The 11,627-nt window shown below is 68.6% G+C and carries 9 protein-coding genes and 1 pseudogene; 2 read left to right on the forward strand and 8 right to left on the reverse strand.

From position 1 onward, the window contains the following. Positions 1-35: 35 nt before the first annotated feature. From cydC to EDD41_RS11790, 4 genes are read right to left on the reverse strand one after another with little or no spacing between them, the layout of a single operon-like run. Complete coding sequence (cydC, locus tag EDD41_RS11775) at positions 36-1,634, reverse strand: thiol reductant ABC exporter subunit CydC (RefSeq protein ID WP_123577069.1); 1,599 nt, start codon at positions 1,632-1,634, stop codon at positions 36-38. A gap of 8 nt (positions 1,635-1,642) precedes the next feature. Then, positions 1,643-3,325, reverse strand: coding sequence for a thiol reductant ABC exporter subunit CydD (cydD, locus tag EDD41_RS11780; protein ID WP_123576033.1), 1,683 nt, complete (start codon positions 3,323-3,325; stop codon positions 1,643-1,645). A 27-nt stretch (positions 3,326-3,352) separates the two neighbouring features. Next, the gene (gene cydB, locus EDD41_RS11785; protein WP_094765063.1) at positions 3,353-4,447 is read right to left on the reverse strand and encodes a cytochrome d ubiquinol oxidase subunit II; all 1,095 of its coding nucleotides are present in this window, start codon (positions 4,445-4,447) and stop codon (positions 3,353-3,355) included. 16 nt (positions 4,448-4,463) lie between these two features. Next, the gene (locus EDD41_RS11790; RefSeq protein WP_094765064.1) at positions 4,464-5,996 is read right to left on the reverse strand and encodes a cytochrome ubiquinol oxidase subunit I; all 1,533 of its coding nucleotides are present in this window, start codon (positions 5,994-5,996) and stop codon (positions 4,464-4,466) included. A gap of 57 nt (positions 5,997-6,053) precedes the next feature. Between EDD41_RS11790 and EDD41_RS11795 the strand changes: the two genes are divergently transcribed. Then, positions 6,054-6,416 carry a BlaI/MecI/CopY family transcriptional regulator gene (locus EDD41_RS11795; RefSeq protein WP_123576034.1) on the forward strand — a complete coding sequence of 121 codons (363 nt, stop codon included), beginning with the start codon at positions 6,054-6,056 and terminating at the stop codon, positions 6,414-6,416. Between the two features lie 34 nt (positions 6,417-6,450). Here the strand turns inward: EDD41_RS11795 and EDD41_RS11800 are convergent, their stop codons facing one another. From EDD41_RS11800 to EDD41_RS11810, 3 genes and pseudogenes are all read right to left on the reverse strand, one after another. Beyond that, positions 6,451-7,974 (reverse strand): APC family permease, encoded by a 1,524-nt coding sequence (locus tag EDD41_RS11800; RefSeq protein WP_123576035.1) that lies wholly within the window; start codon positions 7,972-7,974, stop codon positions 6,451-6,453. A 117-nt stretch (positions 7,975-8,091) separates the two neighbouring features. Further along, on the reverse strand, positions 8,092-8,601 hold the full coding sequence (locus tag EDD41_RS11805; RefSeq protein WP_094765066.1) for a flavin reductase family protein: 510 nt from the start codon (positions 8,599-8,601) through the stop codon (positions 8,092-8,094). Between the two features lie 46 nt (positions 8,602-8,647). After that, positions 8,648-9,277, reverse strand: a pseudogene (locus EDD41_RS11810) (ISL3 family transposase); the annotation flags it as partial. Between EDD41_RS11810 and EDD41_RS16930 the strand changes: the two are divergent. Continuing rightward, positions 9,252-9,524, forward strand: coding sequence for a hypothetical protein (locus EDD41_RS16930; RefSeq protein ID WP_170165359.1), 273 nt, complete (start codon positions 9,252-9,254; stop codon positions 9,522-9,524). The pseudogene EDD41_RS11810 and the gene EDD41_RS16930 overlap by 26 nt on opposite strands. Before the next feature lie 102 nt (positions 9,525-9,626). Here EDD41_RS16930 and EDD41_RS11815 read toward each other — a convergent pair whose 3' ends face one another. Beyond that, on the reverse strand, positions 9,627-11,627 hold the full coding sequence (locus EDD41_RS11815) for an ABC transporter ATP-binding protein (RefSeq protein ID WP_123577071.1): 2,001 nt from the start codon (positions 11,625-11,627) through the stop codon (positions 9,627-9,629).

The raw sequence follows: 11,627 nt of genomic DNA on the forward strand, positions 1-11,627 counted from the left end.
CCCCCGGTGTTCCTGTTGGGGGTGTGAGGGGGGAGTCACCGACGGGCGGTGGATCCGGCCCTTGACGGCGCCATCTGCACCACTCGGCTGCACTGCGCCACGACTTCGGGATCGTGCGTCACCACGATGACGGGGGAGTCCCCACAGACTCTCCACAGGTCTTCCATCAGGGTCTCGGCCGTCTCCGCGTCGAGGTGTTCAGTGGGTTCATCCAGAACGAAGACCTGGGCCGTCTGGGGCGTGCCCGGATCACCCGCCAGCAATCGGGCCAGGGCAAGCCTCCGGACCTCCCCACCGCTGAGCGTGGCGCCCTGTTCCCCGACGATGCGGTCGGCGGGCAGGTCCAGCCCTGCCGCGGCCAGTGCGGCCGCCACCCGAGCCTCGTCGGCATCCCGGTTGCCGATCCGCACATTCTCCGCGACGCTCGTCGCGAAGATGTGGGCGTCCTGAGCCAGGAAGCCCACCTGGCCCCGGGTGATGACCCGTCCGGAGAGCGGCGGGATGAGCCCCATCACCGTCGCGGCCAGGGTGGTCTTGCCCACCCCGGAGGGCCCGGTGATCGCCACCCGGTCCCCGCGGCGCACCACCAGGTTGAGGTCTTCGGCCAGCGCGTGACCGCCGGGCCAGCCGATCGTCACGCCGCACAGCTCCAGGCCCGGCTCGTCGCAGGCCTCGGCCGGCGGCCGGTCACCACGCCCGACGCTGGGGGCATCCAGCAGTGACTGGACACGGACCAGGCTGGTGCGTGCCCGGGTCCACGTCTGGGCGGCCTGCGTGAAGGTGGCCAGCACCTCGTGCAGGGCCAGCGGGGTGAGCACCAGCACCGCAAGATTGCGGCCGAGGAGCATGCCGCCGGCCACGGCCCTTCCGCCGACCCACAGGGCGGCGATGACGGCAATGCCTGCGGCCAGCACCTGGCCCGCGGTCGCCAGGCCGCGCGTCCAGGCGGCCCGTCGATCGGCGGTCTCCAACCGGTCCTGCAGTGCCGCCTGCCGGTCCAACCTCGCGCGGCCCCGGCCATAGGCCACCAGGTCCGGGGCATTGCGGGCGAGCTCGTGCATTGCGACGGCCAGCTCCGCCCGCGCCGCCACCGCTCGCGCATCCGCCGTCCGGCTCAGGCGCTGAGCCAGCCACGGCAGCAGGATCCCCGCCGCCAGGGCGCTTGCCAGCAGCACGGCGGCGGAGCCGGGGCTGAAGAAGGCCAGGGCGATGCTGGTCCCCAGCATCACGATGCTCGCCGAGCACAGTGGCACCAGCACGCGCACCACGACGTCCTGCACCGCCTCCACATCGGCGACCAGGCGGGTGAGCAGGTCTCCCTGCCGGGAGCCCAGAAGAGTGGTGCGGCTCAGCCGGTCGTAGGCGTGCAGGCGCAGGGCTCCCTGCATCCGCAGCGCCAGGTCGTGGCCCACCAGTCGTTCCGCATACCGGGCGACGCCCCGCAGGATGCCGAAGAAGCGCACCCCGACGGCCGCAGCCTCCAGGTAGAGCACCGGCGGGTGCTCGGCGGCCCGGCTCAAGAGCCAGGCCGAAACCGCCATCAGGGCCACCGACGCCCCGCTGGCCAGGCTGGCGAGCAGCACTGACAGGGCCAGCCGTCGGCGCCCCCGGGGCACCACGTCGAGGGTCCGCATCACGAGCCTCACCGCACACCCCCAATGGTGACGACGCGGTCCGCGCCCGCCAGCACCGCCGGCCGGTGGCTCACGATGACGGCACCCGCCCCGCTGGTGCGCACGGCATCGATCACGGCCGCCTCCGCCGCGGCATCGAGACCCGCGGTGGGTTCATCCATCACCAGCAGGTGTGCGCCACCGTGGCGGATCCGCAACAGGGCCCGCGCCGTGGCCACCCGTCGCAGTTCGCCCGCGGAAAGGCCCTCCGCCTCGTCGCCCACTGGCCGGTCAAGGTCCAGTTCGGCCCCGCCGGCCAGATCCAGTACCTCACGGAGCCGCTCCCGGCTGGCGCCCGGGCAACCCATCTCGATGTTGGCGGCGATGGTGGCCTCCGGCATGCCGGGCTGCTGACCTACCCAGGCCAGACCCGCTCTCCAGGCTTCGGGGTCCTCGGCGGTGTCAGCTCCGGCGTGGAGCACCCGGCCGGAGTCAGGCGCCAAGAAGCCCATCAGTACGGCCAGCAGGGTGGACTTGCCGCCACCCGACGGTCCCTGGAGGGCGACGACCTCCCCCGGGGCAATCGTCAGGTCCACGTCGTCGAGGACGGGTGCGGGCGCTCCAGGCCACGTCAGGCGAATGCCCTCCAGCGTGACCTGGCCCGGACTCAGCAGAACGGACCGGGACGCCCGTCCAGGAGGCGCGGTCTCGGGGACACCGGACCCCTGGTCGTCTGCCCCGGACCGGCCTGCCGAGTCCATCCGCGAGGCCTCGATGATCCCCAGCGCCTGGTCCGCTGCGGCCATCCCGTCGGCGGCATCGTGGTAGTGGGTGCCCACCTGGCGCACCGGGAGATAGGCCTCGGGGGCAAGGATCAGCACGAACAGGGCGGTGCGCAGGTCCATCTGGGCGAAGACCACGCGAAAGCCCACCGTCACCGCCACCAGGGCGACGCTCAGGGTGGCGAGCAGCTCCAGGGCGAAGGAGGACAGGAAGCTGATCCGCAGCGTGCGCATCGTCTCGTCACGGTTGCGTCCTTCGGTGATCCGCAGGCCCTCCAGCTGGCCGCGCGCCCGGCCGAAGACCTGCAGCGTCGCCAGCCCGGCCACCAGGTCCGCGAAGTGGTTCGCCAGCCGGGTCTGCACCTTCCACCGTCGCTCCACCTGCTGCTCCGTGGTCCAGCCGATCAGGGCCATGAAGACCGGGATCAGGGGCAGGGTGACGGCGATGATCACGGCGCTCGCAGTGTCCTGGCGCAGCACCATGACGCCCACCACCAGCGGAACCACCACCGCCAGCACCAGCTGTGGAAGGTACTTCGAGTAGTAGCCGTCCAGCGCGTCCAGTCCCTGCGTGGCCAGGGTCACCAGCGTCGACGAGCTCACCGAGGCATCCAAGGGACGGGACAGACGGGCGGCCGCCAGGTCTCGTCGGAGGCCGGCCTTGACAGCGGCCGACGCGTGGTGGGCCAGCGTCTGGTGCAACCAACCCAGGGCCGCCCGGAGCAGGAAGACCCCGGCCAGGCCCAGGGTCCAACCCCGCATTCCGTTCAGGTCATGGGTGGCGAAGACGTGGCTGATCGCGTCGGCCAGCAGCTGCGCCTGGGCGACGATGGCGCCGGCCTGCACGGCCCCGACCACGGCAAGGGCGACCAGGAAGAACCTGGTCGCCCTGCCACGTCGCACGAGGCGAGCGTCGATCGGACCTGCCATGGGCGCGAGCCTAGCCAGCCGCCTTCGTCATCCGGCCGTCGACGCTCCGCGGCGCGGCTTCGTGATGGCCATCTGGGGCAGGTTGCCGACACCGAGGCGCTTGCGGAAGACCCAGTAGCTCCATGCCTGGTAGCCCACCACCACCGGCACCGCACAGCCGGAGGCGATGGTCATCAGTTTCAGCGTGTAGGGGGAGCTGGAGGCCGTCGTCATGTCCAGCGGCAGGCCGGTATCGGCGCTGATGAAGCCCAGGTTGCCGTACATCTTGGCGAAGATGTCGATCACCAGGAAGGCGATGGCCAGGCCGGTGAAGGCGAAGGCCCAGCCGTCGCGCTCCTTCTTCACCATCGCAGCGGCGATGAACAAGTAGGCCACCGCCATGAGGCCGAAGACCCAGCAGATCGCCGTGGCGGCGGTGCCCAGCCACGAGGTCTCGGCGGCCGGCCATGCAATGTTCTGCCAGAGCACGAATGCAGCCATCAGCACGGCGCTGGCCAAGGTCGCCTTCAGCGCGAAGCCGTTGGCGCGGGTGCGGATCTCGCCCTTGGTCTTCAGCGCGATGAAGACGGCGCCGTGGGCCAGGAAGAGCACCACGAACAGGACGCCACCCAGCAGGGCGAAGGGATTGAACAGGCTCCAGAAGCCCTGGGCGATCAGCTGGTCCGGGCCCACCTTGATGCCCTTGACGAAGTTCGCGAAGCCGATGCCGAAGACCAGCGAGGGCAGGAAGGAACCGATCGTGGCGCACCAGTCGAGGCCCGCCTTCCACTCCTTGGAGTCCCGCTTGGTGCGGTACTCGAAGGCGATGCCGCGCAGGATCAGGCCCAGCAGCACCAGGAAGAGCGGCAGGTAGAGGCCGCTGAACAGCGACGCGTACCAGCCCGGGAAGGCGGCGAACATGGCGCCACCCGCGGTGAGCAGCCACACCTCGTTGCCGTCCCAGACGGGGCCGATGGTGTTGATCATCACGCGCCGCTCGTCGTCGTCGCGGGCCAGCACGGGCAGCAACATGCCCACGCCGTAGTCGAAGCCCTCCAGGAAGAAGTAGCCGAGCCACAGCACGGCGGACAGTCCGAACCACACCATCTGCAGGGTGGTCGGGTCAGCATGCATCGGGGTCATGGGTGGTCAGCCTTCCTCAGTACGCGAAGGACAAGGGGGCATCCTCGTCCTCGACCATCTCGACGGGGGCCACTTCGGGCAGGCCGGCCCGGTTCCATTTCAGGATCAGGCCCATCTCGATGACGGCCAGCACTCCGTAGACCAGGGTGAACAGCACCATCGTCGTGATGGCCTCACCGGCGCTCACCGACGGGCTGACGGCGGTCCAGGTGGGCAGCACACCGGCCACGATCCAGGGCTGGCGGCCCATCTCGGTGAAGATCCAGCCGAAGGAGTTGGCGAAGACCGGGAGGAAGGGGAGCGTTCCCATGGCGATCATCCACACGCGGCCCGGCATCGGGTTGCGGCCCTTGCGCAGCGCCCACAGGATCCAGGCGGAGATGGCCATGCCCGCGAAGCCGAGGCCCATCATGATGCGGAAGGTCCAGTAGCTGAGGGCCACATTCGGGCGGGCATCGACGGGCAGCGTCTTGAGCACCTGCGCGTACTGCTTCTGCAGCTCGGTCTGGCTGCCATCGTCGCGGATGAAGCCCTTGTCCTTGTACTGGGCCTCCAGGTCGTTGATGCCCTGCACCTGGGAGTCGAAGTTGCCGTGGGCCAGGAAGGACAGCAGCTTGGGCACCTTCAGGCTCCACACCTCCTTGGTCCCGTCGAGGGAGCCGAGGGTGAAGATGGAGAAGTCCGGGCTGTCGGAGGTCTCGTAGTGGGCCTCGGCGGCGGCCATCTTCATCGGCTGCACCTCGGTCATCACCTTGCCCTGCAGGTCACCAGAGCCAACCACGGCCAGCGAGGCGCCCAGCAGGACCAGGGCCCCGAACTTGGCCGCCCAGCGCCAGGTGGTGATGTCACGCTCGATGTGCTCGGCCTTCACGGTGGTGCCGGTGTAGTGGAGGTCCTCGCCGGCGACGGCGTGCAGGCGTGCCTTGTGCAGGCGCGCCAGGTGCCAGCCAGAAAGCCCGGCCACCAGGCCGCCACCCACCATGTAGGAGGCGCTGATCTGGTGCGGGAAGGTGGCCAGGAAGACCGGGTTGGTGAGCAGGGCACCGAAGTCGGTGAGCTCGGCGCGGCCATTGCGGAAGACGGCACCCACCGGGTTCTGCATCCAGCTGTTGGCGGCCAGGATGAAGATGGCGCTGAGCATGGTGCCGATGGCCGCCAGGTAGATGGCCATCAGGTGCAGCTTCTTGGGCAGCCGGTCCCAGCCGAAGATCCACAGCCCGATGAAGGTGGACTCGAGGAAGAAGGCCAGCAGGGCCTCCAGCGCGAGGGGCGCGCCGAAGACGTCGCCGACGAAGCGGGAGTACTCGCTCCAGTTCATGCCGAACTGGAACTCCTGCACGATGCCGGTCACCACACCGGCCGCGAAATTGATCAAGAAGAGTTTTCCGAAGAATTTTGTGAGGCGGAGAAAATTGTCATTCCCGGTCTTGTACCAAATGGTCTGGAGTACCGCGACGAGCATGGAAAGCGAGATCGTCAGCGGTACGAACAGAAAGTGGTAGACCGTCGTGATCCCGAATTGCCATCGGGCGATGATCTGGGCGTCCATGATGCGGACCGTACTACTGGGGGTAGTCAATTGCCTCTCGGCAACTAGGCTCTTCCCATGGCGATTCTGGGTGGGCTTGAGATGCGGATCATGGAGATCCTTTGGCAGCAAGAGAATCCCGTGTCCGTGCGCGAGATCCATGAAGATCTGCTGAAGGACCGTACGTTGGCATACACGACGGTCATGACCGTGCTCGACCGGCTTGCCAAGAAGGGGATCACCCACCGTGATCGGGAGGGCCGGGCCTGGCTCTACGTCGCCGGATTCACCCGCGCGGAACTCGTCGTCACCGCCATGCGGGAGGCCCTGGCCGACTCCGGACCGGAGGAACGGACCGCGCTCACCCGCTTTGCCCAGACCCTGCCGGGGCATCAGCAGGACCTGTTGCGCAGCGCCCTGTCCGGACCGGCCCTGTCCTGACCGGCCCTGTCCTGGCCGGCCCTGTCCTGACCGCTCAGGCCACGGGCTCCGGTTCGGCCTCGCGGATCTCCGCATCGGCGGGCAGCGCCCTGCGGATGGGTGCGCCCAGCACGAAACCCACCAGCGCCAGCCCGATGATGAAGGCCAGGGTGCCCAGTGTCAGCAGCTCGAACTGGCCGAAGCTGACGCCCCAGGAGTCGACGAAGTCGTACTCGACGCCGGCCAGCCGCTCCAGGGTGCCGGGGAAGATCGCCACCCAGGAACCGAGCGCCACCCAGGCGGTGCACACCGTCGCCATCCCCACGAAGACGGCATCGGAGCCCGGCACCCGGAAGGGGCGGGGCTGCCACGGGAAGGCGATCCGCAGCTTCGCCGCGGCGGGGATGATCAACAGGTAGCTGAACAGGTAGGTGGTGATGGAGACGCTCAGCACCACGGAGAAGAGCGACGCGGAGGTGCCCGTCAGCTGCATGGCCGCCAGCATGAAGACCGTCGCCACCAGGCCGGACAGGATGTTGACCCGCACCGGGGTGCCGAGCGTCCGGTGGAATCGGCCGAAGAAGCCGCCGAAGAAGGAGCCGTCGGCCGCGGCCATCGCCTGCATGCGGTCGCTCATGATCATCCACGCCGCACCCTGGCCGGTGTTGGCCAGCAGGAACATCGCCGTCGCCAGGGTCATCATCAGCCCGTGCGCGCCGCCGTAGACGCTGAAGACCGTGCTGGTGGCGGTCATCAGTCCGGACACCCCGTCGATCTTCTCGTCGGGGACCACAAGCAGGATGGTGAGGACCGGCACGATGTACAGCACCGCGGCGCTGGCGGAGCTGCGCAGCACGGAGACCGCCACATCGCGCTGGGCATCCTTCATCTCACCCGACGCCGAGGAGGAGCTCTCGAAGCCCAGGAAGGCGAACAGCAGCAGGGGAGTGATCCCCAGGAAGCCGGCCACTGTCGGGCGCATGTCCCCCAGGCTGAAGGGCTGCAGGCCGTGGCGCGCGGCGTAGACCAGCGCGGTGCCCAGGAAGAGCAGCAGGAAGGAGACCTTGAAGAAGGCGCCGACGGTGGGGATCCACTTCGCCTTCTTCAGGCTGAGCACGGCGGCCAGCACCGTGACCCAGATGAAACCGAGCTTGAAGGCGTAGTCACCGGCGCCCCCCTCGGAGAAGTGCACCAGGTGGGTGCGGGCCGCCTCCGCGCACAGGAAGCTCATCGAGCCGCCCACCCACACCGGCTGGGTGATCCAGGTGAAGGCCGACGCGACGGCCGCCGCGGGCCGGCCGAAGGCCTGGCGGACCCACAGGTAGACGCCGCCCTCCCCGACGAAGGCGGACCCGGTCTCCGCGAAGACCAGGGCATAGGGCACCAGGAAGAAGACCGTCAGCACCAGGAGCCAGGTGAAGGTCTGGCCCCCATAGGTGGACACCGAGCCCAGCATCTCCAGGCCGACGACGGCGGAGATGATGAGGAAGATGATGTCGAAACGCCCCAGGGTGCGATGCAGCAGTGCCACCTGTTCCTCTGCGTAGGCGGTACTGGTGGTCTGTGAGACCTCACTCATGCCATTCCCCTTGAAGATCTTGCGCTGGGGCGGGTTGTGGGGGCCTCGGACAAGAAGTCCTACGTCTCTACCGCCGCGCACACGCTACCGGGGTGGGCGGCTGACTCCTTCACCGGGTCATCCTTCGAGCGTCCGGTAGCGGCCCCGCAGGTGGTGCAGGGGCGCATCGTCGGCTCCGGTGTGGGCCTCGTTGACGGTGAAGGTGAGCCGACGGGACCAGCCGAGGTCGTCGGCCGCCTCCAGGCCGAGCAGCGCCCAGTTCTCCGCGGCCACCAGGCGCGGCCCAGCGCTGGTCTGTTCCCATGCGGCCAGCCGGAAGATGCCGCCGGGGGCCGGCGCCAGCCCGGCGAAGGCGTCGGCGAGGTACTCGTCGCCGCTGCCGAGCAGCTGCAGGACGGCGCTTCCGGTCTGCTCGATCCGCTCGCACAGGTCACTGTCCGGGTCCACCAGGGCCAGCGCCCGCCATGGGTCGCCGTCGGCCAGCAGGAGCGAGCTCACCGTCCAGCCCGCCCGCTCCCGCCCAGCTCCCGCCGTCAGCAGGCCCACACGGGAACCCAATCGGCCGCGCAGCTGGCGGGCGGCGTCGCGATCCGGATTGGCGAAGGGGTGCTCGGCGTGGATGGTCATGCCCCCATCTTGCCGTCCGCGACGAGTTCGGCGGAAAACCGGCTCTTCACAGAAGTGAGTGGATCAGGGGTCTGAACCCGCCCGCGTCGAGGACGCACCGAGCGACGTAGTTGACGATGCTGCGGAACCCGCGCGCTGTCCCGCGAAGGTGCTCCAGCAACCCATTCACGGCCTCGGTAGGACCGTTCGATGTGCCTGGATGATCGAAGAACGCCAGGATGTCATCGCGGCGACGCTTCATCGTCTGCCCCAGCGACCGCAGCTCATCGAGGCCAGTCGGAACCCCGCTCTGGAGGCTGCTGATCAGCCGGGTCATGATCTTCTTTCCTTCGGCCGGCTGCTCGGCTTGGTAAGAGTCGATCACGTTCTGGTAGACGCTCCAGGTGACCTCGAACGCGACATGCCGATCATCGGTGAACACCTTCGAGAGCCGGTGCTGCTGCTTCTCGGTCAGCAGCCCAGCCCTGGTCCGGGCGACGCGGCGGATGCCGTAGAGCGGGTCACCGGAGCGGCCCCGATGCCCCAGCGTCTCCTGCTGGACGCGCTGCCGGCAGCGGTCCAGCTTGTCCCCGACCAGAGCCACCACATGAAATGGGTCCATCACCGTGACCACGGTGTCGATCGCTTCGACGGCCGCGGTCTTGTAGCCGGTGAACCCGTCCATCGCCACCAACCTGCAGCGCAATCCCGCTGCCGCTGCCCACCCGAAGCACTCCGCGGCCATCGCCACCTGGTACTGGGCGACGCTGCGTCCAACCAGCAACCAGGCCGCCGACAGGTTCGACATGGGCCGGGTCAGCCGCAATGTCGGCTACGCCTACAGCGCCCGTGAGGACCGTGAGCGCTGCACCGACTTCAAGCGCGCCTACAAGGTGCTCTCCGGGAAGAACGCCCCGGCGAGCACGGTCTGCGCCCGTCACTGAGGCTGCACGACCCAAAGACGCTCGGGTTCCTGCGATCCGCGTGTGTGGCAACACACGCGGATCACGGGAACCCGAGCGCCTTTGTGGCTCAGGCCGAGCATCTCAGGCCGCGTCGTCCTCCAGCGGCGCCGCGAACTGCGCCTGGTAGAGGTCGTGGTAGTGCTCCTTGGCCTCCAGCAGCTCGTGGTGCGTGCCCTGCTCGACGATGGCGCCGTGCTCCATCACCAGGATCAGGTCCGCGTCGCGTATGGTGCTCAGCCGATGGGCGATCACGAAGCTCGTCCGGTCACTGCGCAGTGCCGCCATCGCCTGCTGGACGAGTACCTCGGTGCGCGTGTCGACGGAGCTGGTGGCCTCGTCCAGGATCAGCAGGGATGGGTCGCTGAGGAAGGCCCGGGCAATCGTGATCAGCTGCTTCTCGCCCGCGGAGACATTGGAGCCCTCCTCGTCGATCACCGTGTCGTAGCCGTCGGGCAGCGAGTGCACGAAGCGGTCCACATAGGCGGCCGTCGCGGCAGCGATGATCTCCTCCTCGGTGGCACCGGGCCTGCCGTAGGCGATGTTCTCCCGGATGGTCCCGCCGAAGAGCCAGGTGTCCTGCAACACCATGCCCATCCGGTCACGCAGCTCTCGTCGAGGCACCGACGAGATGTCGACGCCGTCCAGGGTGATCCGCCCGCCCTGCAACTCGTAGAAGCGCATCAACAGGTTCACCAGTGTGGTCTTGCCGGCGCCCGTCGGGCCGACGATGGCGACCGTCTGGCCGGGCTCGGCCACCAGGTCCAGCCCGTCGATCAGCGGACGCTCGGGCAGGTAGCGGAAGCGGACGTCCTCGAAGACAACCCGGCCGCTGATCGGCTCCGGAAGCGAACCAGTGGCCTCCGGCGACTGCTCCGGGGCATCCAGCACCTGGAAGACGCGCTCGGCGGAGGCGACGCCGGACTGCAGCAGGTTGCTCATGCTGGCCACCTGGGTGACCGGCTGGGTGAACATCCGTGAGTACTGGATGAAGGCCTGCACGTCGCCCAGCTGCATGCTGCCGTGGGCCACCTTCAGGCCACCCACGACGGCGATCACCACATAGTTGAGGTTCCCGACGAAGAACATCACCGGCATGATGATGCCGCTGATGAACTGGGCCCCGAAGGCGCTGCGGAAGAGTCCGTCATTGTGCTGGGCGAAGACCTGCTCCACCTCCTTCTGGCGGCCGAAGGTCTTTACCAGCGCGTGGCCGGAGTAGGCCTCCTCGATGTGGCCGTTCAGCTCACCGGTGGACTTCCACATCTGCGCGAAGAGCTTCTGGGAACGCTTGCCGATGATGCCGGCCAGCACCCCGCTCACCGGGATGATCAGCAGCGTGACCAGGGCAAGCTGCCAGCTCACCCAGAACATCATCGCCAGCACGCCCACCAGCGTCAGCAGCGCATTCAGCAGCTGGGAGAGGGTCTGCTGCAGGGTCTGCGAGACATTGTCGATGTCATTGGTCACGCGGCTCAGCAGCTCGCCGCGGGGCTGCTTGTCGAAGTAGCTGAGCGGCAGGCGGTCCAGCTTGGAGCTGACCTCCTGGCGCATCCGGTAGATGGAGCGCTGCACGACGCCGTTGAGGAGCCAGCCCTGCGCGAAGCCCAGCAGGGAGCTGCCCACGAACAGGGCGAGCGCCAGCAGCAGCCAGTGCCCCAGCCGGTCGTAGTCGATGCCGACGCCGGGGACGGCGCCCATCTTCTCCACCATGTCCGCGAACTGGCCGCCGCCCCCGGCTCGCATCCGTTCGACGACGACGCTGGTGGGCGTCCCGGCCGGGAACTGCTGGCCGAGCATCTGCCCGATCGCGCCGGTGAAGATCACGTCGGTGGCCTTGCCCAGGATCTTGGGTCCGACGACATTGGCCCCCACACCCACTGCGGCCATCAGGATGACGCCGCCGATCAGGGGGCGTTCGGGACGCAGGTGCCCGAGCAGGCGCCGCAGGGAGACGCCGAAGTTCACTGGCTTCTCCCCTCCCATGGACATTCCCATCGGGCCCTGGGCGCGCCCGCCGTGCTTGGGGCGTGCGGGTGCGGTCTGCGCGTCGACGGCCGCGGCCGCCGCCTGGTCCGCATTCAT

Origin of the sequence: Luteococcus japonicus, assembly GCF_003752415.1 — a bacterium.
Classification (GTDB): Bacteria; Actinomycetota; Actinomycetes; order Propionibacteriales; family Propionibacteriaceae; genus Luteococcus; species Luteococcus japonicus.

Coding starts and splice junctions, on each gene's coding strand:
- cydC (WP_123577069.1), bottom strand. CDS start 1,634: ATGCGGACCCTCGACGTGGTGCCCCGGGGGCGCCGACGGCTGGCCCTG.
- cydD (WP_123576033.1), bottom strand. CDS start 3,325: ATGGCAGGTCCGATCGACGCTCGCCTCGTGCGACGTGGCAGGGCGACC.
- EDD41_RS11790 (WP_094765064.1), bottom strand. CDS start 5,996: ATGGACGCCCAGATCATCGCCCGATGGCAATTCGGGATCACGACGGTC.
- EDD41_RS11815 (WP_123577071.1), bottom strand. CDS start 11,627: ATGAATGCGGACCAGGCGGCGGCCGCGGCCGTCGACGCGCAGACCGCA.
- EDD41_RS11795 (WP_123576034.1), top strand. CDS start 6,054: ATGGCGATTCTGGGTGGGCTTGAGATGCGGATCATGGAGATCCTTTGG.
- cydB (WP_094765063.1), bottom strand. CDS start 4,447: ATGACCCCGATGCATGCTGACCCGACCACCCTGCAGATGGTGTGGTTC.
- EDD41_RS11805 (WP_094765066.1), bottom strand. CDS start 8,601: ATGACCATCCACGCCGAGCACCCCTTCGCCAATCCGGATCGCGACGCC.
- EDD41_RS11800 (WP_123576035.1), bottom strand. CDS start 7,974: ATGAGTGAGGTCTCACAGACCACCAGTACCGCCTACGCAGAGGAACAG.